The sequence below is a fragment of the Corynebacterium sp. ACRPJ genome, from assembly GCF_022347345.1.
Taxonomy (GTDB): Bacteria; Actinomycetota; Actinomycetes; order Mycobacteriales; family Mycobacteriaceae; genus Corynebacterium; species Corynebacterium tuberculostearicum_D.
Genome location: NZ_JAKRNC010000009.1, coordinates 64,261 through 86,942 on the forward strand (window position 1 = coordinate 64,261; position 22,682 = coordinate 86,942).

The 22,682-nt window shown below is 59.7% G+C and carries 22 protein-coding genes; 8 read left to right on the forward strand and 14 right to left on the reverse strand.

Annotated elements, in window-relative coordinates; genetic code table 11:
- Position 1: 1 nt before the first annotated feature.
- A complete protein-coding gene (locus tag MHY08_RS07555) occupies positions 2-1,381 on the reverse strand; it encodes a glycine--tRNA ligase (RefSeq protein WP_239236168.1) in 1,380 nt (459 codons plus the stop codon).
- Between the two features lie 184 nt (positions 1,382-1,565).
- Here MHY08_RS07555 and MHY08_RS07560 point away from each other — a divergent pair, with 184 nt between their 5' ends.
- The 4 genes from MHY08_RS07560 to MHY08_RS07575 all read left to right on the forward strand — a co-directional run bounded on the left by MHY08_RS07560 (position 1,566) and on the right by MHY08_RS07575 (position 3,165).
- On the forward strand, positions 1,566-1,856 hold the full coding sequence (locus MHY08_RS07560) for a helix-turn-helix transcriptional regulator (RefSeq protein WP_239229523.1): 291 nt from the start codon (positions 1,566-1,568) through the stop codon (positions 1,854-1,856).
- Between the two features lie 70 nt (positions 1,857-1,926).
- Complete coding sequence (locus MHY08_RS07565) at positions 1,927-2,346, forward strand: Fur family transcriptional regulator (protein WP_005326453.1); 420 nt, start codon at positions 1,927-1,929, stop codon at positions 2,344-2,346.
- 177 nt (positions 2,347-2,523) lie between these two features.
- Entirely contained in the window at positions 2,524-2,973 is a 450-nt protein-coding gene (locus tag MHY08_RS07570) for a hypothetical protein (RefSeq protein WP_239229521.1), read from the forward strand.
- A 3-nt stretch (positions 2,974-2,976) separates the two neighbouring features.
- The gene (locus MHY08_RS07575; protein WP_239229519.1) at positions 2,977-3,165 is read left to right on the forward strand and encodes a helix-turn-helix transcriptional regulator; all 189 of its coding nucleotides are present in this window, start codon (positions 2,977-2,979) and stop codon (positions 3,163-3,165) included.
- A gap of 31 nt (positions 3,166-3,196) precedes the next feature.
- On the opposite strand, the gene MHY08_RS07580 is transcribed toward MHY08_RS07575, so the two are convergent.
- From MHY08_RS07580 to era, 3 genes are read right to left on the reverse strand one after another with little or no spacing between them, the layout of a single operon-like run.
- Complete coding sequence (locus MHY08_RS07580; protein WP_284596715.1) at positions 3,197-3,952, reverse strand: isoprenyl transferase; 756 nt, start codon at positions 3,950-3,952, stop codon at positions 3,197-3,199.
- Between the two features lie 10 nt (positions 3,953-3,962).
- Positions 3,963-4,679, reverse strand: a complete 717-nt coding sequence (gene recO / locus MHY08_RS07585) for a DNA repair protein RecO (protein WP_239229517.1) — start codon at positions 4,677-4,679, stop codon at positions 3,963-3,965.
- Positions 4,680-4,685: 6 nt separating this feature from the next.
- Positions 4,686-5,723: a GTPase Era gene (gene era / locus MHY08_RS07590; RefSeq protein ID WP_239229515.1), complete on the reverse strand. Its 1,038-nt coding sequence runs from the start codon at positions 5,721-5,723 to the stop codon at positions 4,686-4,688.
- 508 nt (positions 5,724-6,231) lie between these two features.
- Here era and MHY08_RS07595 point away from each other — a divergent pair.
- Positions 6,232-8,052 carry a zinc-ribbon domain-containing protein gene (locus MHY08_RS07595; protein ID WP_239229496.1) on the forward strand — a complete coding sequence of 607 codons (1,821 nt, stop codon included), beginning with the start codon at positions 6,232-6,234 and terminating at the stop codon, positions 8,050-8,052.
- A 228-nt stretch (positions 8,053-8,280) separates the two neighbouring features.
- Here MHY08_RS07595 and pdxY read toward each other — a convergent pair whose 3' ends face one another.
- The 7 genes from pdxY to hemW all read right to left on the reverse strand — a co-directional run bounded on the left by pdxY (position 8,281) and on the right by hemW (position 15,027).
- On the reverse strand, positions 8,281-9,129 hold the full coding sequence (gene pdxY, locus MHY08_RS07600) for a pyridoxal kinase PdxY (RefSeq protein WP_239229486.1): 849 nt from the start codon (positions 9,127-9,129) through the stop codon (positions 8,281-8,283).
- A 52-nt stretch (positions 9,130-9,181) separates the two neighbouring features.
- Positions 9,182-9,799, reverse strand: a complete 618-nt coding sequence (gene ybeY, locus MHY08_RS07605; protein WP_005326445.1) for an rRNA maturation RNase YbeY — start codon at positions 9,797-9,799, stop codon at positions 9,182-9,184.
- Positions 9,796-10,776: a PhoH family protein gene (locus MHY08_RS07610; RefSeq protein WP_239194127.1), complete on the reverse strand. Its 981-nt coding sequence runs from the start codon at positions 10,774-10,776 to the stop codon at positions 9,796-9,798. The genes ybeY and MHY08_RS07610 overlap by 4 nt, the downstream gene beginning before the upstream one ends.
- Before the next feature lie 23 nt (positions 10,777-10,799).
- Complete coding sequence (locus MHY08_RS07615) at positions 10,800-11,558, reverse strand: 16S rRNA (uracil(1498)-N(3))-methyltransferase (protein ID WP_239229476.1); 759 nt, start codon at positions 11,556-11,558, stop codon at positions 10,800-10,802.
- Entirely contained in the window at positions 11,558-12,709 is a 1,152-nt protein-coding gene (gene dnaJ, locus MHY08_RS07620; protein ID WP_239229466.1) for a molecular chaperone DnaJ, read from the reverse strand. Before dnaJ ends, MHY08_RS07615 begins: the two co-directional genes overlap by 1 nt.
- Positions 12,710-12,778: 69 nt before the next feature.
- A complete protein-coding gene (gene hrcA / locus MHY08_RS07625) occupies positions 12,779-13,828 on the reverse strand; it encodes a heat-inducible transcriptional repressor HrcA (protein WP_239229464.1) in 1,050 nt (349 codons plus the stop codon).
- A 59-nt stretch (positions 13,829-13,887) separates the two neighbouring features.
- Complete coding sequence (hemW, locus tag MHY08_RS07630; protein ID WP_239229451.1) at positions 13,888-15,027, reverse strand: radical SAM family heme chaperone HemW; 1,140 nt, start codon at positions 15,025-15,027, stop codon at positions 13,888-13,890.
- A 147-nt stretch (positions 15,028-15,174) separates the two neighbouring features.
- On the opposite strand from hemW, the gene MHY08_RS07635 reads away from it, so the two are divergent.
- The 3 genes from MHY08_RS07635 (at position 15,175) to MHY08_RS07645 (ending at position 18,722) form a co-directional block, all read left to right on the forward strand.
- Positions 15,175-16,569 carry a hemolysin family protein gene (locus tag MHY08_RS07635; protein ID WP_239229449.1) on the forward strand — a complete coding sequence of 465 codons (1,395 nt, stop codon included), beginning with the start codon at positions 15,175-15,177 and terminating at the stop codon, positions 16,567-16,569.
- Positions 16,569-17,627, forward strand: coding sequence for a CNNM domain-containing protein (locus MHY08_RS07640; RefSeq protein ID WP_239229440.1), 1,059 nt, complete (start codon positions 16,569-16,571; stop codon positions 17,625-17,627). The genes MHY08_RS07635 and MHY08_RS07640 overlap by 1 nt, the downstream gene beginning before the upstream one ends.
- A gap of 222 nt (positions 17,628-17,849) precedes the next feature.
- Positions 17,850-18,722, forward strand: a complete 873-nt coding sequence (locus tag MHY08_RS07645; protein WP_239229438.1) for a hypothetical protein — start codon at positions 17,850-17,852, stop codon at positions 18,720-18,722.
- Between the two features lie 153 nt (positions 18,723-18,875).
- On the opposite strand, the gene MHY08_RS07650 is transcribed toward MHY08_RS07645, so the two are convergent.
- The 3 genes from MHY08_RS07650 to MHY08_RS07660 all read right to left on the reverse strand — a co-directional run bounded on the left by MHY08_RS07650 (position 18,876) and on the right by MHY08_RS07660 (position 22,608).
- Positions 18,876-19,496, reverse strand: coding sequence for a hypothetical protein (locus tag MHY08_RS07650; protein ID WP_239229436.1), 621 nt, complete (start codon positions 19,494-19,496; stop codon positions 18,876-18,878).
- Between the two features lie 346 nt (positions 19,497-19,842).
- Positions 19,843-20,523: a hypothetical protein gene (locus MHY08_RS07655; protein WP_005324183.1), complete on the reverse strand. Its 681-nt coding sequence runs from the start codon at positions 20,521-20,523 to the stop codon at positions 19,843-19,845.
- A gap of 252 nt (positions 20,524-20,775) precedes the next feature.
- Positions 20,776-22,608, reverse strand: a complete 1,833-nt coding sequence (locus tag MHY08_RS07660; protein ID WP_239229434.1) for a long-chain fatty acid--CoA ligase — start codon at positions 22,606-22,608, stop codon at positions 20,776-20,778.
- Positions 22,609-22,682 lie beyond the last annotated feature (74 nt).

A 22,682-nucleotide genomic window follows, 5' to 3' on the forward strand; every position in this document is an offset into this window, starting at 1 on the left:
ACTAGCACCCAATCAGGCGGGCAGCGAGGTAAGCCTCGAGGTCATCGAGCTTCACACGCTCCTGCTCCATGGTGTCGCGCTCACGCACGGTTACGGCATCGTCCTCGAGGGTGTCGAAGTCGAAGGTGACACAGAACGGGGTGCCGATCTCATCCTGGCGGCGGTAGCGGCGGCCGATGGCGCCGGAGACGTCAAAGTCCACGTTCCAGTGGGCGCGCAGCTTATCGGCCAGCTTACGGGCCGGCTCGGAGAGCTCTTCCTTCTTCGACAGCGGCAGGACGGCTACCTTGACCGGTGCCAGGCGGCGGTCCAGGCGCAGGACGACGCGCTTATCCGTGCCGCCCTTGGCGTTCGGAGCCTCTTCCTCGTCGTAGGCATCCACCAGGAAGGCCATCATGGAACGGCCCAGGCCGGCGGCCGGCTCGATAACGTACGGGATCCAGCGCTCCTCGTTGGCCTGGTCGTAGTAGGACAGGTCCTCGCCCGAGCCCTTGGCGTGAACGGACAGGTCATAGTCCGTGCGGTTGGCCACGCCTTCCAGCTCACCCCACTTGGAGCCCTTGAAGCCAAAGGCGTACTCCACGTCCACGGTGCGCTTGGAGTAGTGGGAGAGCTTTTCCTTCGGGTGCTCGTACAGGCGCAGGTTTTCTTCCTTGATGCCCAGGTCCACGTACCAGTTGTAGCGGTCATCAATCCAGTACTGGTGCCACTCTTCGTCCTCGCCCGGCTTGACGAAGAACTCCATCTCCATCTGCTCGAACTCGCGGGTACGGAAGATGAAGTTGCCCGGGGTGATCTCGTTACGGAAGGACTTGCCGATGTTCGCGATGCCAAACGGCGGCTTCATGCGCGAGGAGGTCATCACGTTCTTGAAGTTGACGAAGATGCCCTGTGCAGTCTCTGGGCGCAGGTAGTGCAGGCCTTGCTCATCGTCCACCGGGCCGAGGAAGGTCTTGAGCAGACCGGAGAAGGCCTTTGGCTCGGTCCAGTCACCCGGCTGACCAGTTTCTGGATCATTGATATCTGCCAAGCCGTTTTCTGGCTCGTGGCCATGCTTCTCCTCATAGGCCTCAATGAGGTGGTCGGCACGGTAGCGCTTGCCGGTGTGGCGGGATTCCACCAGCGGGTCAGAAAAGACCTCGACGTGACCGGAGGATACCCAGACCTGACGCGGCTGGATGACGGAGGTATCTACGCCCACGACGTCTGCGCGGGACTGAACCATGTGGCGCCACCACTGGCGCTTAATGTTTTCCTTGAGCTCTACACCAAGAGGTCCGTAATCCCACGCGGAGCGGGAACCGCCGTAAATTTCACCTGCCTGGTAGACCAAGCCGCGGCGCTTACACAGGTTTACAACGGTATCGATGACGGATGCCATGAGTTTTCGGACTCCTCTGGTAGGGGACAGTCTTGACAATCTCGTTCAGTCTAACCCGTAGCGCTTGCCGGCGGTGGGATTGGGGCATGAATTTAATTTGAAATATATACGAGTTATTGAACGCATCGGGTAATATAAGAGTAACCGACAGGTAATAGGTATTTAATTGAAGGTGACTTTCCCTATGACGACCACTGACACGGCCCTTAATGCTTCCGCGGCTGCCGGCGTGATCGCTGCCCTCGATTCGCCCCTACGCATCGCAATCATTTCTCGCTTGGCCGAGCGCGATCACTTTGTCCACGAGCTGGTCAAGGCCACCGGCAAGTCCCAGCCGCTTATCAGCCAGCACCTGCGCGTACTCAAGCAGGCGGGCATCGTTGATTCCGAGCGCAGCGGCCGCGAGGTAACCTACTCGCTCATTGCGCCGCAGGTTTTGGACCTGCTTGCCGACGCCGCCAAGATCGCCTCCTAGCCCCTCCCCTCCTGCATAAAAAGCCGCCTGACTGTGCAGTTATTGAAAAACTATTGATAATGTTAAGGGCATGGCTTTACATGACAGTATTCCCAAACTAGGCGCGCGCAATACCAAGCAGCGCACCGCAGTGGTTGAGGTACTGCGGGAAATGGAGAAATTCGCCTCTGCCAAGGAGATCTACCACGAGCTCCAGGAGCGTGAGGAGAAGGTGGGCCTGACCACCGTGTACCGCACCCTGCAGTCCCTGACCGATATCGATGCAGTGGACGCCCTCCACATGCCCAATGGCGAAACCCTGTACCGCCATTGCGATACCGACGCCCATCACCACCACTTGGTATGCACCAAGTGCGGCCGCACCGAGGAAATCGATGGCGGTCCCATTGAAAAGTGGGCCACCTCCGTGGCCAAGGAGTACGGCTTCGAGCTCACCGGCCACGATGCCGAAGTCTTTGGCATCTGCAGCGACTGCGCCGCCTCTGCCTAATCACGCTCGCGCTTCCTTGCGAAGCCGCCTCTCCCCTAACCTCAGACTCCAACTTCCGGAGCCTGAGGTTTTTCTTTAGCAACTGCCGCGATAGTAAAGCCTCCTTTACAGTAAAGGACCCTTGACATATAGTGTGTGTCAAGCACACTTTACAAACCGTTGCTACAGGAGGTTTCCATGCAGACCACTCGCTTTGGCCGCCCCAAGTTTGGCGGCTCACAAGCCAAGCTCATAACTTTATCCGTTGCTGCAGGCGCGGCCCTTGCGGCGGCAGCCGGTGCCATCGTGGCCGCTTTCGTACACGATGATTCGCCCCTACTAGCGTTTGCCGTGTACGCACTGTGCCTACTGCCTGTTACTACGACGGCTAGCTGGCTATTCATGGTGGATCGGGACACCATCCGTGGGGCAACACCCGATCCGGAAAATTCCATCGAATCCCATTGGTATTCGCAAGCCTCGGAAAACACCCTGCACGCCATGCTTTTTGGCATTGGCGGCCTCGGCGTGGTCTCTTCTTTTTGGGACTTCCGCGTTTCGGGCTCCCTGCTCACTATCATCTTGGGAGTCTTTGTCACCGGGACCTTTGGTATTAGCTACTTTGCCCACAAACGGGCAGCGAGCTAAGCCATGGACAATCGGCTAAAAGAGATTCGCGAGAGCCAAGGACTCTCGCAGCAGGGCTTGGCCACCGAGCTAGGCGTTTCGCGCCAAACGGTCATCAGTATTGAAAAGGCACGCTACGATCCTTCGCTCCCCCTCGCTTTTCAGATCGCGCGCCACTTTTCCTGCTCAATCGAGGATATCTTTATCCCCTAGGTATAAACGCACACCGCTTCGGTGCTGCGCGTTACTTCTTAACGCCTCCGAAGCGGCGGTCGCGCCGCGCGTATTCCTCGATAGCGGCAAAAAGGTCCTCCGGGGTGAAATCTGGGAAGAGCTTATCCTGGTAAATCATCTCCGCATACGCGGACTGCCACAGCAGGAAATTGGAGGTGCGCTTCTCACCGGACGGGCGCAGGAAGAGATCTACATCCGGCATGCCTGGGTCATAGAGGTGCTGCGCGATGGTCTCTTCCTTAATATCGCGCGGGTTGAGCTCGCCGGCGGCAACCTGCTTGGCGATGTCCCTAAAGCCATCCACCAGTTCTGCCCTACCGCCGTAGTTGACGCACATGGCCAAGGTCATCTTGGTATTGTCCTTGGTCAGCTCCTGGGCAGCCTCGAGCTCTTTAATCACTGAGCGCCACAGGCGCGGGCGGCGGCCGGCCCACACTACGCGCACACCGCGCTCATTGAGCCACTGGCGCTGGCGGCGCAACACGTCACGGTTAAAGCCCATAAGGAAGCGGACCTCCTCTGGGCTGCGGCGCCAATTTTCCGTGGAGAACGCATACGCGGAAAGGTAGGGAACGCCGGCGGCAAGGCAGGCATCGACGACGTCGAGAAGCACGGCTTCGCCGCGCCTATGTCCCTCGGTGCGCTTCATGCCTTTTTCCTGGGCCCAGCGGCCATTACCGTCCATGACCAGCGCAATATGGCGGGGCATGAACTCATCCGGGATATTCGGTGGGGTCAAAGTGCGGTTCGGGTCTGGCGTAATCACGGGCTATATTCTACTGCTCCATTACCTGCAATGCGGAAACATTGCGCTCCATGTGCCACTGCAGGTGCGCCCGCGCTAGGCGATGCCCCTCCTGCTTTTGCGCATTCGTTGAATTCGTTGGATAGTTATGCGATAAAAGCCACAGGTGATGCAGGGTTTCGGGATCCACCTCCGCGGCACCCGGCGGCCGGCATTCGTGGCACGCCGCTCCGCCGACCGCCGGGTGAAAGGCGTGGTGCGGGCCGGGCCGGTTGCACTGTGCACAGTTAAAAAGGCTCGGCGCCCAACCGGCATGCGCCATCGCCTGCAATAAGAAGGCATCCAGCGTCATGGTTGGGTCCGCGGTCTGGAGCTGCCCCAAGGTCGCGGTGACGGATTCGTAGAGGTAGGGGTCATGGTCGGCGTCGGCAAAAGCAAGACGCTCTGCCGATTCCAATACCGCGCAGGCTGCCGTGTAGCGCTCATAGTCCTCAATGAGGCGCGCGCCAAAGTAATCCACCGTATCCGCCTGGGAAATGGTGGCTAGATTTTTGCCCACATACAGCTGAACATCAAGGTTGACGAAGAGCTGCAGCCGCGAACCAAAGCGCGACTTGGCACGGCGCACGCCCTTGGCCACCGCGCGTACAAGACCGTGATCGCGGGTGAGCAGGACGATGACGCGATCGGCCTCGCCAAAATCATAGGTGCGGATGACCACTGCGCGGTCACGATAGTTCTCGCGCATAGTGGTTTAAAACCCGAGCCTGCCCAGCGACTTCGGGTCAGACTGCCAATTTTTCAACACCTTGATGCGCAGGTCCAAGTACACGTTTTGGCCCAGCAGCTTAATAATCTCCTTGCGGGCATTGCCCACGATGCGACGGAAGCGCAGGCCATCCTTACCCTCGATAATGCGCTTTTGGCCGGGGCGCTCCAGGTACAAAATGGCGTGGATATCCAGCACGCCCTCGCGGGTGCGCGACGGCAGCATCTCATCGACCTGCACCGCCACCGAGTGCGGCAGTTCCGCTTTCAAGCCAGATAGGGCGGCCTCACGAATGAGTTCCTCGATGCGCTTTTCTTGGCCTTCATCGGTGATGTGGTCATCCGGGTAGAACTTCGGGCCTTCTGGCAGGTGATCCACGATGACCTGCACCAGCTCATCAAGCTGCACGCCCTCCTTGGAGGACACCGGTATGACTACCGCATTCGGGTCATCCTGAGAGAGCAGTTCGTGCAGGGCTAGAAGCTGGGCGCCTACCTGATCCTTGCTGGCCTTATCCAGCTTGGTGACGATGCCGATGATCGGCGTTTTCGGCGCAATGGAGCGCACGTTATCCAAAATCCAGCGGTCACCAGGGCCGATTTTTTCATCGGCCGGGATGGTCAGACCAATAACGTCCACATCAGCGTATGTATCCTTGACTACCTCGTTGAGGCGCTCACCCAACAGGGTGCGCGGGCGGTGCAGACCCGGCGTATCCACGACGATAACCTGGGCATCATCGCGGTGTACCAAGCCACGGATGGTGTGGCGGGTAGTCTCCGGCTGGTCGGCCGTAATCGCAATCTTCTGGCCCACCAGGGCATTGGTCAGCGTGGACTTGCCGGTATTCGGGCGCCCGACAAAGGATACGAAGCCCGAGCGGAAACCCTCCAGGGTATCGGTGTATTGCGAATAATCAAGCGGGGCTGCCGTATTCTCGGCGCCTTCCGACACGGCATCATCGGGGTCTGCTGGCAGGCCCTCGAATGCCGCATCAAACTGTGCATCAAAATCAGAACTCATTACCCGCAATAATAGCCCACGGAGTCAAGATCTCCGATAAATAGCAGACGACTTATCCGCAAATATTAGTACCGGTAGCACGGTGTATACCCCGTTCAAATGATTCCATCGATGCACCGAGCGAATTGGTGCAAATGTCGACAAGCCAATGATACGGACGAATAATCGCAAGCTAGCGTAGCCGACACTTTCTAACCTGCGAGTACGACCGCATTTGTCACCGGATCGCCAATTTCTCGAGACTATTCCTCATTTCGAAGGAACCTAAAGACCGGCTACGATTCCAGCTTCTCAGCTGAAGGTGGGTTACGCTAACCAATTCAGAGGCAAGAGAGTTCAGAACAGCAGCATTTCTACTATGCAGTGTGCTGGGGAATATAGTCTCGCGGTCATTATGCCCTCGAAGCGTCTGAGCGAGAATTCATTTGTTTTCAGCTCTCCGCTACATGCACTCGTTTAGAGCTAGTCTAAGATTACAATCCCCGGACACTCGTACAGCCAAAAATAAATGTTTAGCCTTAAAGAGAAATACCCAGAGCTAGCCGCAAGTCTTCATCCTGATCTAAATGAAGGTCTAACTGCAGAAGAAATCACGCCCGGCTCACACAAAATCGTACGGTGGAAATGCCCTAAAGGACATGTTTGGGATCGGCCAGTATGCAGGCAAGTTCGAAGCGGAAAATGCCCGGTTTGCATTGGCAGGAAAGTGATGGCCGGATTCAACGATCTCAGAACCACTCACCCTGAGTTAGCTGAAGAATGGCACGCTTCGAAAAATGGTTCACTTGAGCCTTCTCAAGTTAGCAAAGGCTCTACCAAAAAAGTCTGGTGGCAATGCTCCGTTGATCCTGAACACGAGTGGCAATCCACCGTCAACAACCGCACAAATCTTGGTAGAGGATGCCCAGTGTGCGTCGGCCAGAAAAGGCTAAAAGGCTTCAACGACCTCTTCCATACCCATCCAGAAATCGCATCAACATGGCATCCGACTCTGAATGGGGAACTAACGCCATCAGACGTTGGCAAAGGATCTATCAATCTCGTCTGGTGGCAGTGCGATTTAGGCCATGCCTGGAAATCTTCTCCTAATAATAGAATCAAGCAAGGGTGCCCCTATTGTTCCGGCAAGAAAGTTCTCCCAGGCTTCAACGACCTTGCTACGACTCATAGCAGTCTTGCCAATGAATGGCATCCCACGAAAAACCTAGACCTGACACCAAATTCAGTTTCTCATGGAAGTGGTAAGAAAATTTGGTGGATATGCAGGTTAGGCCATGAATGGAGCGCAAGTTGTGGGTCCAGATCGAGTGGACACGGATGTCCAGTTTGCGAAGGCCAGGCAATAGCTATAGGCCAAAACGATCTCGAGACGACAAACGAGCAATTATCGCACGAGTGGCATAAAGCAAAAAATGGCAATTTAACGCCTCAAAAGGTGACCGCTGGAAGCGATAGAAAGGTATGGTGGCTTGGTCCATGCGGCCACGAGTGGCAGGCTTCTATTGGGCAGAGAGCCCGAGGAAGAGGCTGCCCAATTTGCGGGAACGACATCGTAGTTCCAGGAATTAACGACCTCTCCACCACTCACCCTGAGATTGCCAACGAATGGCACCCCTCAAAGAACGGCAATTTAACCCCGAAAGCAGTTTCAGCTGGCAACAACAAGAAGTTTTGGTGGAAGGGTCTGTGCGGGCATGAATGGAGTGCAATTTTAGCCAATAGAACTCGCCTTCACGCAGGCTGCCCCTACTGCTCAGGCGCCAAAGTATTGCCTGGATTTAATGATCTCGGCACTCGCAGACCCGAATTAGCCGCGGAATGGCACCCAACATTAAACGGTAGCCTGAAACCCCAATTCGTTAGCCCAGGTTCAAAGCTTTCTGTTTGGTGGAAAGGGCAAGATTGCGGGCATGTTTGGCAGCAACGAGTAAACCAGCGCTCGCGCGGTCACGGCTGTGTGGTGTGTTGGAAACCTTGGTCTTTAGCTGAAAAGCAGATTGTGAAATTTATTGAAAGCGAATTTCCAACTCTTCAGCTAAGAGAAAACTTTCGCGGTGACTTTTTGGGATTACTTGAACTCGATATCTTTTTAGAAGAATTTCATCTGGGAATTGAATTCAACGGGAATTACTGGCACGACGAATCGCGCGATCCTTCCATCCGAGAACGCCACCTACGCAAACAGCGGCTATGCGAGCAAGCCGGCGTCCGCCTGGCAGTGGTTTGGGAAGATGACTGGAGGAATCGCCAAGAGGAAGTAAAGAGCGAACTCATAAAGATCGTTGAAGGAGCTACACCGCCTTGCTGGATGCGTATGTTTCGTTCGTAGAGTGAGAAACAACAGCCTTTGGGCTTTCCCATCGAATCCCTTTGCAGGAAAGTCCCGTTCAAGAGAGCGCATTCGGATGGCAGCATCCATATGCTTCAGGATCTATGGGAAGTCGTGGCCAGAAGGACACTGTTTCTGGGGCTTCCTTCTCCCACTGCATGCGTTTTGAATTTAGCGATTCAATGTCAGTGGGCTCATTCTGAAACAAGCCCACTGAGGGAAGAAAATCTAAAGCTCCTCGGCGCTGAATTGCATGCGCGGGTGCGCAAAGACGTCCTGGGACTGGATGAGCTGGAGCTCGGCCGTCTCTGCTTCGTAGGTGTTTTCCAGCAGGTCATACACGGAGGAGGCGGTGCGGCGCAGGGACTCCTTGACGTCGCTGGTCTCGGTGTAGTGGCCGGTAAACAGGGCGGCGGTGACGTCGCCGGAGCCGTTGCGCTTGAACGGCAGTAGCGGCGTGGACACGAGGAAGGCGCGGTCGCCGTCGACGGCGAGCATCTCAATCTGGTCGTCGGCAGTCTCGGGGCGCCTAACGGAGGTAACCAAAACGGTCTTCGGACCGATTTCCTGCGCCTTCTTCACTGCGTCGAGGGTTTGCTCAAGGGTGCCCACCTCAGAATCGGTAAGGTAGCCCAACTCAAACAGGTTCGGGGTGATGATATCAGCGACGGGCACGACGCGGTCGCGCAAAAGCGGCGGAATCTCATCGGAGACGAAGCAGCCGGACTTAGCATTGCCCATCACCGGATCACAGGCGTAGAGGGCCTTGGGGTTGGCGGCCTTGATGCGGCGGACGGTTTCCACGATGGCGTCGGCAATGTCGGCGCCTCCCTGGTAGCCAGAAAGGATGGCGTCGATCTGCGGGAAGGCGCCGCGCTTCTCAATGCCGTCGATGATGGAAGTGACGTCGCTGGCGGGAATCATCGGTCCGCCCCAGTCGCCGTAGCCGGTGTGGTTGGAGAAATTCACCGTGTGAACCGGCCATATCTCATGGCCAGCGCGCTGCAAGGGAAAGACGGCCGCGGAGTTGCCAACGTGGCCGTAGGTGACGTGGGACTGGATGGAAAGGATAGTCATAGCTATCCATTGTGCTACGCTGCCCGCGCGCTCACCAAGGAAAAGACAAAAATTATTCTTCCGGGCGATCTTGTGGCTCGCCCACCGCAGGGATTCCGCCGCCGGGAACCTGCTTGTCTAGATTGGCGCGCTCGGCGGCGTCAGGAAAAGCCTTCGGGCCAGAAGGCTTGGGCTGATAGGAAACACCACGCTCGGCTGCATCGTCGTACCAATCCGCGAGCAGCTCGTTTTGGCGGCCGAACATTTCCTTCTCCTCGGCCGGAGTGGAGTGGTCATAGCCCAGCAGGTGCAGGCAACCATGGACGGTAAGCAAGGCCAGCTCGTGGCCGAGGGAGTGGCCGGCGGCCTCCGCCTGGCGCAGGGCAAACTCGGGGCACAGGACGATATCGCCCAGCATGGCCGGGCCTGGGTCGGCGGCATCGGGGCGGCCGCCACCGGCGATGGCGCCAGGGGTGAGCTCATCCATGGGGAAGCTCATGACATCGGTGGGGCCTTCCAGATCCATCCAGCGCACGTGCAGATCCTCAATGGTCTTCAGATCCACACAGGTGATGGTGCACTCAGCATCAGGGTTGATGTCCATGGCGCCGAAGGCATAAGAGGCGACGTCAATCAGCATCTCCTCGTTAACGCCTTCGAAGCCGGATTCATTGAGAAACTCGATACTCATTCCATTCCCTCGTATTCTGCGGCTTTCTTATTATCAAAGGTCTCATAGGCATTGACGATGCGCCCGACCAGTTGGTGGCGCACCACGTCTTTGGAACCCAGGTCCGCGAAGTGAATATCTTCCACGTTGCGCAGGATGCGGCGCACGATGCGCAGGCCGGAGACCTGGCCGTGTGGAAGGTCTACCTGGGAGACATCGCCGGTGACCACAATCTTGGAGCCAAAGCCCAGGCGAGTCAGGAACATCTTCATCTGCGCGGGCGTGGTGTTTTGGGCCTCATCAAGGATGACGAAGGCATCGTTCAACGTGCGGCCGCGCATATAGGCCAGCGGGGCGACCTCGATGATGCCGGCCTCCATGAGCTTAGGAATCATTTCTGGGTCGAGCATGTCCCGCAGGGCGTCATAGAGCGGGCGCAGGTAAGGGTCAATCTTGTCATTGAGCGTGCCTGGCAAAAAGCCGAGCTTCTCCCCTGCCTCCACGGCAGGGCGAGTGAGAATGATGCGCGAGACCTGCTTGGTCTGTAGCGCCTGCACGGCCTTGGCTACCGCGAGGTAGGTCTTGCCGGAACCGGCCGGGCCGATGCCGAAGACCACGGTATTATCGTCGATGGCCTGCACGTATTCGGACTGCCCCACCGTCTTCGGGCGAATGGCTTTGCCGCGGCGCTTAACGATGTCCGCCGCCAGCGCCGCCGAGACCGACTGCGGTGCCTCCACGGCCACCATGTCCATGGTGTGCTTGACCGTATCGGTGGATACGGCGTGACCGCGGCGGGCGATGGCCTCGAGCTCGTCGAGGATCTTGGCGGCACGGGCCACCTCATAATCGGGGCCCGTGACGGTGACGACATTGCCGCGAGCAAAAAGGTCCGCATCTAGGCGGTTATTGAGCACGCGCAAGTTATCGTCCGCGCTACCTAGCACGCTGCTGACGTAGGCGGAATCTAGCTCACATTTCTTCGTGATGATAGGCACGTGCTTTAGGCTACCAGCGCCGCCTACCAACGCTCGGTGCGCATGCCGATTGCCGCCAGCGCCACCATTGCCGCACTCGCTGTACGCAGCACTTCCGGGCCAAGCTTGATGGGCATGGCGCCGGCTTCTTTGAGGCGATCGAGCTCGGCGTCGCCAATGCCGCCCTCGGGACCGACGAGCAGGACGACATCCTCTGTGAGCGGCACGTCCTTGATGGAGGCGGTAGCCTCTTCGTGCAACACGAGCACGGTGGGTGCGGTGGAGGAAGCGCCGTCGCGGCCACTGGTGAGCTCTTGAGCGAGCTGCGGGGTGGTCAGCGGGCCGCGCACCTGTGGGATGCGGGCGCGACGGGATTGCTTGGCCGCGGAATCGGCGGCCGCCTGCCATTTGGCCACCGCCTTCGGCGCCTTCTTACCATCCCATTTAGCCACGCAGCGATCCGCCTGCCAGGCGATAATCTCATCCGCGCCGGCCTGGGTACCAAGATCCACTGCGAGCTCGGCACGCTCGGATTTCGGGATGGCCTGCACCACGCTCACCCGCGGGGTGGGATCGGGCGCGGTGTCGATGGAGTCGACCGTGCCCTCCAGGGAGTCCTTGCCCGAGGTAGCGGTGATGGTGAGGGTAAGGCGGGTACCGGTGCCGTCGATAAGCTCAAGGCGCTCGCCCTCCCCCATGCGCTTGACCGTTACGGCATGGCGGGCCTCCGGGCCAGAAAAACTGAAGGCCTCGCCGGTGCGCGCGGCGGAAAGATCCGGGTGGATGAAGACGGGCAGCGACATTAGCGGCGGAACTTATCGCGGATGCGGCTGAAGAAGGATTCCTCTTGGCCATCGCCGGTGGTGCGCACGCGCGCGCCCTCGTCGCGGGAGTTGCGGATCTTCTCCAGGGATTCGCGGGTCTTGCGGTCCAGGTCCTTCGGCACAACGACGTCCACGTGGGCAAAGAGGTTGCCGTAGCCATCGGTGCGCAGGCGCGGCATGCCGGCGCCATCGACCTTGATGGACTCGCCCGGCTGGGTGCCCGGCTCGATATCGATGGTGAGCTCTTCGCCATTGAGCTGGTCGATGGTGAAGTTGGTGCCCAAGGCGGCGTCAATCATCGGCACGCGCACGGTGAGGTTCAGGTCATCGGCATTGCGCTGGAAGACGGGGTGATCCTCCGTGTGGACCTCAACGTAGAGATCGCCGGCCGGGCCACCGCCGTGGCCGACCTCTCCCTGGGAGGCCATGCGGATGCGCATGCCATCATTGATGCCGGCCGGGATATTCACGGTGAGATCGCGGCGCTTCTTCACGCGGCCATCACCGGCGCAGTGGTTGCACGGATCGGTGATGACCTCGCCAAAGCCCTGGCACTTCGGGCACGGGCGGGTGGTCATGACGTTGCCCAAGAAGCTGCGCTGCATCTCCTGGATTTCACCCATGCCATTGCAGTTATCGCAGGTAACCGGCTTGGCCTTGGACTCGGAGCCGGTGCCACCGCAGCTATCGCACAGCACCGCGGTATCCACGGTGACCTTCTTCTTCAGGCCGGTATAGGCCTCTTCCAGGGTGATGCGGGTGCGCAGCAGGGCATCGTTGCCCGGCTGGACGCGGGACTTCGGCCCACGGGAACCGCCGGTACCGCCGCCAAAGAATTCGGCGAAGATATCGCCGAGGCCGCCGCCACCGAAGCCGCCAAAGCCCCCGGCGCCGGCACCGCCGCCACCCTGCTCCATGGGGTCGCCGCCCATGTCTACGATCTGGCGCTTTTGCGGATCCAGCAGGACCTCCTGGGCCAGCGCGGCATCGCGGAACTTTTCCGCGGCAGCGTCATCATCCGGGTTCAGATCCGGGTGATACTTGCGGGCCATTTTGCGGTAGGCCTTTTTAATCTCCTGGTCAGTTGCGTTTTTATCAACACCGAGGATGCCGTAATAGTCACGAGCCACTGTAAGAGATATTCCTTCTAATTCGTCTTGTTGGGGTTAACTTGAAAAAATAATGCGCGGCCAGCCAGTTTACTCGCACTGCTCGCCGGCCAAAATTTCGCTCACATACCGTGCAACGGCAGAGACCTTAGAAATTGTTCCCGAGTAATCCATAAAGGTAGGCCCCACCACGCCGAGGCCGCCGAGTGTAGCCACCTCATCGCCGGTGCCCAGGCCGTAGCCTGTAGCCACCACGGAGGCTTGGCGCAGCTGGTCTTCCTCGTTTTCCTCACCGATAACCACGGAGACGTTGCCCAAATCGGGCACGCGGGCAAGCAGCTTGAGGACGACGACCTGCTCCTCTAGTGCCTCAATAATCTTGGGCAAACCTTCCGGAAACTCGCGCGCCACGCGCGTGAGGTTGGAGGCGCCGGCCATAATGAGCCGGTCGGAGGGCTGTTCCACTAGGGTCTCGATGAGCGTGGTGGCCACCTTGAGCACGTGGTGGCGGATATCCAAGGGGGCGTCGTCGACGAGGTGGGCGAGCTCCACGGAGGCGTCGCTAAGCGTCTTGCCCACTAGTGCGCTATTGACGATGTCGCGCAGGCGGATGGTCTGGTCCTGGTCGATGATTTCATCGAGCTCCACATTGCGCTGGTCCACGCGGCCGTTATCGGTGATAAGCACCAGCAGCAGGCGCACTGGGGACAGCGCCACGACCTCGCAGTGCTTGACGCGCGAGACCTTGAGGTTGGGCAGCTGGACGACGGCCGCCTGCTTCGTCACCTGCGCCAATAGCTGCACCGAGCGGCGCAGCACATCCTCCAAGTCGACGCCGCCTTCCAAGAAGTTGAGCATGGCGCGGCGCTCCGGGGCCGACAGCGGCTTAACCTCGTGGAGAGAGTCCACAAAGTGGCGGTAGCCCTGCTGGGTGGGCACGCGGCCGGAGCTGGCGTGCTGCTGGGAGATAAGGCCCTGGGATTCGAGCACGGCCATGTCATTGCGGATGGTGGCCGAGGAAACTCCCAGCTGGTAGCGCTCTAGCAGCGACTTAGAACCAACCGGCTCCTGGGAGGCAATATAGTCCGCCACGATGGCGCGCAGGACTTCCTTGCGGCGGGCATCGGTTGAGGTAGACACTATGGCGCTCCTATTCGCTTGGCTATTTCACGTGCTTTCAAGTTTAGACGGGAGGAGGATTAGGTTTCTTCGGCGACGAGGAGATCGGTGATGATGCCATCGGCCAGCAGGCGGCCGGGCTTCGTGATGCGTACGCGATCGCCAGCGCGCTCGAGCAGGCCGCGGCCGATAAAGCGTTCGAGGGCGGGCGCGGCGTGGGCATCGAGCCAGGCCTCCGGGATTCCCTCGCGCAGACGCAGGCCGAGCATGATTTTCTCCATGTGGCGGTCGGCGTCGGTAAGCGTCTCGGTTTCTTTGATGGGCAGCTCGTCGCGGCCGAGGGCATCGATATAGCGCGAGGGGTGCTTGACGTTAAAAAAGCGCTCGTTGCCCAAATGCGAGTGGGCGCCTGGGCCGGCGCCCCACCAATTGCCGTCTACCCAGTAGATGCGGTTGTGCTCGCACTCGCCGCCGGGCTTGGACCAGTTGGAGACCTCGTACCACTCAAAGCCTTCTGCCTCGAGGGTGGAGGAAATCATCTCATAGCGCCGAGCCAGCACGTCCTCATCGGGGGCGGGCAGGATACCCTTGTTGACCTTGCGCGCCATGCGGGTGCCGTCTTCTACGATGAGCGAATAAGCACTGACGTGGTCCGCGCCGGTTTCTAGCACGCGATCGAGGGTCTCGCGCACGTTGTCATCGGTTTCGGTGGGAGTGCCGTAGATCATGTCCAGGTTGACGTGCTCGAAGCCGGCGGCGCGGGCCTCGCGGGCGGCGGCAAAGGCGCGGCCGGGGGTATGGGCACGCTCGAGGACCTGGAGAACGCCCGGGGATGCGGACTGCATGCCGAGGCTGATGCGGGTATAGCCGGCGTCGGCAAGCTGGGCAAAATACTCCGGTGAGGTGGACTCCGGGTTGGATTCAGTGGTGACCTCCGCCCCAGGCTTCAGGCCGAAGGTGGAACGGACGGTGTTCAGGATGCGGCTCAGGCCCTGCCCGCCCAGCAGCGAAGGCGTGCCGCCGCCAATGAATACGGTCTCGGCCGGGCGGCCCACGCGCGCGGCCGCCAATTCCAGCTCGCGGTCCAAGGCATCCAGGTAGGGCCCAGTGAGATCGCGCGAGCTGCCAAGCTCGCCCGGGGTATAGGTATTGAAATCGCAATACCCGCAACGAGTGGCACAGAAAGGAACGTGGATATACAGCCCGAAGGGTTCAGTCATGGATAAAACCCTAATAGGCCGGGAACAAAATGGCCGAAAGCGGGGTTGAGCATGTAGTATGTTTCCATCTTCCCAAGTAGAAAGGCACCCTCAGTGGAACCTCCGAGTCGATGTCCCTACCTCCTTCTAGGCGGTGGGGAGTAAATCATGTTATCGGCTATTTTGATGATCCTGGCCGGCTTCGTAGTCATTGGCCTCATCATCGTCGCGAACGCATACTTCGTGGCCCAAGAATTTTCCTTTATGTCCGTGGATCGCACGCAGCTGCGGACCCAGGCTGCTGAGGGGGATAAGACAGCCCAACGCGCGCTGGCTATTACTCAGCAGACCTCCTTCATGCTCTCGGGCGCGCAGCTCGGTATTACGATTACCGGCCTGCTCATCGGCTATGTGGCCGAGCCGCTCGTGGGCCAGGGACTGGGTACGTTGCTTGGCGGCGTCGGCGTTCCGTCCGCAGTGTCAGTCACCGTTGGTACCATCGCGGCACTTTTCATCTCCACGATTGCGACGATGCTGTTTGCGGAGCTCTTCCCCAAGAACTACACCATCGCCGCACCGATGAAGACGGCGCGCTGGCTGGCCGCCTCCACGCAGCTCTACCTGCGACTATTTGGCTGGCTCATCCACTTCTTCGAGTACTCTTCCAATGCCATCCTTAAGGTCTTTGGCATCGAACCGGTAGAAGACGTGGACTCCTCCGCCACCGCCGATGACCTGGAATCCATCGTGGATTCCTCCCATGAGGCCGGCGATCTGGATGAAAATACCTACATGGTGCTCGACCGCCTGCTGGACTTCCCCGAGCACGACGTGGAGCACGCCATGATTCCGCGCTCCCGCGTGGACGTCATTGACCCGGACACCACCCTCGGTGAGGTCCGCGAGATGATGTCTACCGACCACACGCGCTACCCCGTCATCGACGATGAGCACAATCCAATCGGCGTGGTGCATCTTATCGACGTCCTGGGAAGCGACCTGCCCGCCGCCACCAAGGCCACCAGCATCATGCAGGAGGCCGTCGTGGTCCCTGAGTTGATGCCGCTGCCGGATGTGGTGGAAGAGCTGCGCGATAGCGACCAGAAGATGGCGTGCGTGATCGATGAGTACGGCGGCTTCGTAGGCATCGTGACCATGGAGGACTTGGCCGAGGAAATCTTGGGCGATGTCACCGATGAGCACGATATCGAAGAAACCGAGGAAATCACCGAGCAGGACGAATCCCACTGGTTGGTCGACGGCGATACGCCGATTGATGAGATCGAGCGCGCCATCGGCCACGACCTGCCTGAGGGCGACTTTGAGACTGTCGCCGGCCTCGTCATTGCCCACTCCGGTGCTCTGCCTGAGGTAGGCGAGGAACACACCATCCAGCTCGAGGCCGAACCCGATGACTGGGTTGACCACGATGAAGCACCCGTCCGCTCCCTCCGCCTGCGCGTGCAAGAGGTGGACCGCCACGTACCGTCCGTGCTCGCCATCGAGTTGGTGGAGGATTACTCCGACCACTCCGATGATGCCGATAAGAAGGAGGATGCATAATGACCGAATCGTGGTGGTTTAACCTCCTCGTTACCCTCCTTATCATCGCCGCTTCCGGCTTCTTTGTGATTATCGAGTTCTCCTTGATGGGCGCTCGCCGCAACCGCTTGGAAGAGGATGCGGAAAACTCCCGTACCGCCCGCGCCGGATTGCGCTCGCTCAATGAGCTGACCATCATGCTCGCCGGCGCGCAGCTGGGCATTACCGCTGCCACCTTCGTCCTCGGTGCTGTAACCAAGCCCTGGGTGCACCACCTGCTCATGGCGCCGCTGGAGGCCGCAGGCCTACCGCTGGGCATTGCCGACGTCGTCAGCTTCCTCCTCGCACTCTTCGTAGTTACCTTCCTCCACCTCGTTCTAGGTGAGATGGCACCGAAGTCCTGGGCGATTACCCACCCGGAAACCGCCCTACAGGTCATCGCGGTTCCCGCGCGGGGCTTCGTGTGGCTCTTCCGCCCACTGCTGAAGTGGATAAACGTCATGGCAAATAAGCTGGTCGCCATGACGGGTGAGGAACCCGTCGACCGCGCCGGTGCCGCCGGCTATGATGCCGAAACCCTGCGCACCTTGGTTGAGCATTCCCGCGAGACCGGTGCTTTGGACGATGACTCCGCCAACCAGATTTCTGATGTCATCGAGCTGGAGAATTCCACCGTTGGCGCCATGGCCCGCGCCCACGGCTCTGAGGTAGTGCCCCTGCCTTCCGACGCCACCGTGGAGGATCTCCAAGACCTCGTGGTGCGCAAGAACATCATGCGCGTGCTGGTCTTTCCCAAAGACTCCCGCGTCCCGCGCGTGGTCCACGTGCGCGATACCCTGCTGGCCGAGCCGGAGGCCCCGGTACTCGAGTTCTCTCGCCCCGCTCTTTCTGTGTCTTCTTCTACCACCGTGCAAAAGACACTGGACCATATGCGTGCGCGCAATGAACAGCTCGTCATGGTGGGCAAGGCCGATAAGGACAATGCCGTGTGGATCCTTACCTGGGATGACATCATGGGCCAGCTGTGGCCGCAGATTACCGAGCAGCTAGACAAGGTCACCCCTCCCCCGGCCGTCTAGTTCGTGCCGCGTCCTCGCCCGCGCCCGCTTCTTTGTGGCCGGCGCGGGCTTTACCGTTTTTGCACCCACGTGCAAGGGATGTCGCCTCCGACTGTGGATAACTGTGGCCGTAACTTTCCCAGCCGCCACTTCGCTCACTCGCCTTTCCCTGCAGCCTTGTTATCCACAGGCCCGGCCGCCACCTCCTCGCGCCGGCCGGCAGCGTGCCCTTTCCTAGGAGGCATGACACCACCACTGACCAATATCGACTCCATCCGCACCAACCACCCCACCTTTTGGACCGACCTGAAAAACGGCACCTACCTCAAACTCGCACCGCGTATCGCAGTCCGGCGCGATCACTACCACTGCCTCGACTTCCCCTCCCAGCTGCGCCTGCGCGCCATCGCCGCCGCCCGCAGCGCCTATACCGCGGTGCTCATCTCCAAGTCTGCCGCCCGAGTGCACGGACTGTGGGTCATCGCCACGGCCGAGGAAAAGATTGAAATGGCCCTTCCCACCAATACGCTTCCCCACAAGGACCGCCGCCATCCCGAGCGCATCTACCGCAAAGCCTTACTTCCCGAGCCCGTCCTCGTGGACGGCACCCGCTGCGTTTCCAAGGCCCGCGCGGTTATCGACGTCGCCCGCTACCACGGCTTCACCGACGGCCTCATCGCCGCCGACTCGGCTTTGCGTTCCGGCCTCAGCCGAGAAGACCTCAAGGAAGAGTTTGCCCGCATGGGCCGAGTGCGCAATAGCCGCATCGTCCGCGCCGTAATCCACCACGCCTCTTCCCTTTCCCGCTCTCCCTACGAGTCTTTCGCCCGCGCCCTCCTCATTGAGGCCGATTTCCCCTGGCCCATGTTCTTCGAGGCGCCCTTCACCGCGCTGCCCGGCATCACGACCGCCCTATGCATCAACAGCGCCTACCTCATCGACATTATCCCCGCGAAGGCGCTTGCCCATCAGCGTGAGCGCCACCGACGTCTGCGCGAGGCCGGTTTCACCGTCCTCTGCTATACCCCGCGACAGCTCATCGACCACCCCACTCGCTTCCTGACCGACCTCATTTCCACCATCTCCGCCAGACAAAAAGCCGCCCGTTCTGCCTAAGTCCACGCCTCCCGCCTTCCTCTACCCCGTCCTTCGCGCTCACCAGCGGCGCTTTCACCGCGGAATCCGCTGCGCCGGTGAGCGCGAAGGGAGGGCGATGGCGAATGCCTCGCAAGCGAATCCACCGAAACTTCGCCTGCAATAAGGAAAGTCTTACTGGTTGATGCGCCATGGGACGCTATTCTTCGGCGGCATGCCGTGGGTGTAGAAGTAGTCAATGATGGACAGGATGCCCAGCACCGTGCCGCCACCTACGAGTGCAGCCAGGAAAGAGAACCCTACGACGGAAGACATGTCTGCGTCCTGGCCGTCCTTACCGTCCTGGCCTGGAACAACCGCAGCTTCGATAATGGAAAGCTCGGTGGATTCCTCAGAGGGCGGCTCTTCGGTGGCCGCTTCTTCTGCAGAGATCTCCTCAGTAGAAGTCTCTTCTGCGGACTCGGATGGGGTGGTCTCTGCAGAGGTAGCATCCTCAGAAGCCGGAGCCTCGGCGGCCCCCTCCGCACCGTCTACGGCGTACGGGGTGATGGACTCGGCGGCGTCTTCTTCCGCGTCGAGTTCTTCCATCGCCTTATCGCCGGCGTTGTTTTCCTCCAGCAGGTTGCCGTCCTCATCGAATTCGATGCCGTTGAGGCTAACGGTATCGTCGGTGGTCTTTTCCTCAACGAAGGTGGTGTCGTCGGCGGCGACGGCGCTAGAAACGACGGTAATGGAAGAGAAGGTGGCTACGGCCACTGCGCTGGCAATAAGGCGAGAAGTTCGGCGTGCGCCCATGGATTGACTCCCTGTAGATGTGGTTAAAAAATGACATTGCGCGCGCCGCGTGTGGATGGTGCTAGGTCACGGCGTTCGCATGGACGGGGAATACCCTACGGTGCGTTGAGAGTATTTTCTCCTTAGATTTTTACGGTTGATCCAGCAACAATACTGCTGGATACAGCACCCAAGCCGCTGAACAGGCATAATAAAAATTATATGGAACAGCCGTTAACCTAAAATTTCCCTAAATGCTTCCCCGAATTGGGGCACTCTGGCGCAGAAAAACTTCAACGGCCACCGAGAGAGGGAATCTCGGCGGCCGTGAACATCCCCTTGCGTGAAACAAGGAAGGCTATGTGATTTATGCAGTTGTAGCCCGGCGGGCCGCCTCGCGCTTAGCGCGGACCTTTTCCACCACTGCGGCAACGCGGGCGCGCTCTTCTAAGAACTGCGGTGGGTTATGCCCGCGCATCGTGCGGACATAGGCCGGGTGGGTATCAAGCACCGTGTGCTTCCACGCTTGGACCGCAATGAGGGCGGACTCGCCGGTGCGCTTGTACAAGTGCGGCAGCGAGACCATGTCGAGGTTGCGGGCCACGGCGTCGGTTTGTGCAAGCACGTACTCCACTACCTCGCGGAGGTAATCCGCCACGGCCTGGGTGCGAGAGCGCAGGGACTCGGCCAACTCGTGCACCACGATGGGCTTGGAGATGGGGAATCGCTCATCCAATAGGCGCGGGGTTAGTTGTTCCGGCTCTTCCACGTCGTTCACGCCGGAAGAAGCGGCGGAAATGGTGCCGGAGCGCACGCCGGAGACCAGGGCTTGGCGCAGGCCCATCAGCTCACCTACACAACGGCCGGAATCAACGCGGGCGTCTTCGACGATATCGCCCAGCTCGGCTAGGCAATCCATGCACAGCTCTTCGTCCCAATCCTCGATGGCTTCAATGAGGTGCTCGAGGTACTCTGCGACTTCGTCGCCGATATTGTAAATCTCTTGCGTAAGCTCGCGGTGGCGCAGCTCGGCGGCGATTTTGTGCATTGGCTTCGAGCCACTCCTTCCACGGTCCCATTTCTAACCTCTAGTAGAGGTTGAGGTTTGCTGTAACGCCTCACGACTTTATGCGAGATCCGCCGCCGCGAGCGCGCGACACTCCGAAGCCATTCACAGGTTTATGGCAGGTTCGCCCGCACTGGGGTGAGGATGGTGAGGTGAGCTGCAGAAGGGGGCGTCGGCAAGCAGGGCAAAAAGAAACACCCGAGGGAATTCCCTCGGGTGTACCCACCGCGCAGCCTAGCACTTGTACAGGTGCTCGATGGCTGCGGCGTAGCGCTGCGAAACCACGTTGCGCTTGACCTTCATGGTGGGGGTCAGCTCGTTTTCTTCCTCGGTTAGGTCAGATTCGAGGATGTAGAACTTCTTGATGCCCTCCGCATGGGAGACGGTGGCATTGACCTGGTTGATGGCATCCTGCAGCTCCGCGCGCAGGGTCGGATCGGTGGCCAGCTCGCGCATGGAGCGATTCTCCGGAATGTTGTGGTCTAGCTTCCAGCGCTTCAAAATGTCCGGATCCAGGGTCAGCAGCACGCCGACGAAGGGCTTGCCATCGCCTACCACCATGGCCTGGGAGATAAGCGGGTGTCCGCGCAGGATATCCTCCATCGGGCCAGGCGAGACATTCTTGCCGCCGGCCGTGACAATGAGATCCTTCTTGCGGCCGGTGATAACAAGCTTGCCGTCCTCATCAATCTCACCTAGGTCGCCGGTGTTGTACCAGCCATCCTCGAGGGCCTCGGCCGTGGCTTCCGGATTATTCCAGTAACCGTGGAAGACGATATCTCCCTTGATGCAGATTTCGCCTTCATCGTTAATGCGGAAGGTCACGCCACCCATCGGCGGGCCAACGGTGCCGATGGACTGGTCCACAAAGTCCACCGCGGCCGCGGCGGCGACCTCGGTCAAGCCATAGCCCTCATAGACCGGGATGCCGATGCCGCGGTACCAGTGCAGCAGGTCGTGGCCCATGGCCGAGCCACCGGTAATGCAGTAGCTCACGTTGCCACCCACGCCCTTGCGGATGGTGGAGTACACCAGCTTGTCAAAGACCTTGTGCTTGGCTTTCAGCAGGCGGTCCGGGCCCTCCGGCTTATCCAAAGCCTTGGAGTACTCGATGGCTACCTTCTCGGATTGCTCAAAAAGCAAGGTCTTGATGCCGGAATCGGCCACCTTAGCGGCAGCGGAGTTGCGCACCTTTTCAAAGACACGTGGCACACCCAAAATGACGTTCGGGCGGGAGCGGGCGAACTCGATAGAAATGGTGGAAAAATCGGACCAGTGGTTCTGGGAGGCACCGCGCATGGCCACCGCAATGGATACCGCACGGGCAAAGACGTGTGCCAGCGGCAGGAAGGTCAAGGTATGGCTGCCCGGCACGGCGAAGATGCCAATCGGGTTGGTGCACAGACCGCGGGTCTGGGCCAGCCAATTCCGATGGGTCAAGATACAGCCCTTAGGGCGACCAGTGGTGCCCGAGGTATACACCAGGGAGGCCAGGTCATCGGTGGAGGTGGCCTTGATGCGGGCGTAGACCTCCTCGGTGGCCACGCCGCGGCCCTCGAACTTCAAGGTATCGATGGCAGAGGAGTTAATTTCCAGCACGCGGCGCAGCTGGGAGGGGGAGCCCTTGAGGTTGGGCTCGCCGTCTTCTTGCAGCACCAGGTTTTCTACCAGCTCGGAGTGCTCGCGGGTTTCCGTAATGGCGAGCACGGCGCCGGAGTCCTCGATGATCCAGCGCACCTGGGAGGCGGACGAGGACGGATAGACCGGCACGGAGGCCGCACCGGCGGCCCAGATGGCAAAGTCCAGCAGGGACCACTCATAGCGGGTGGCAGAGATGAGGGCGACGCGGTCCCCCTGCTGCACGCCCAGTGCGATAAGTCCCTGGGCTACTTCAAAGACCTCATCGATGAATTCTTTGCCCGTGACGTTGACCCACTCGTAGTTAGCCGGGCGGGTAAACATGACGCCGTGAGGGCGCTTCTTGGCGGTGTCCATCAGGGCGGTCAAGCAGGTTTCGCCCGGCTCGATAGTAAATTGGGCTGGGGTGTGGACTTCTTGCAGGGTCACGCGGTGTCCTTTCGAACAGCTAATTATTAATCTCCGCCTACTGTACCAATCTGTTCCCCAGCAGGCGCGTTGTC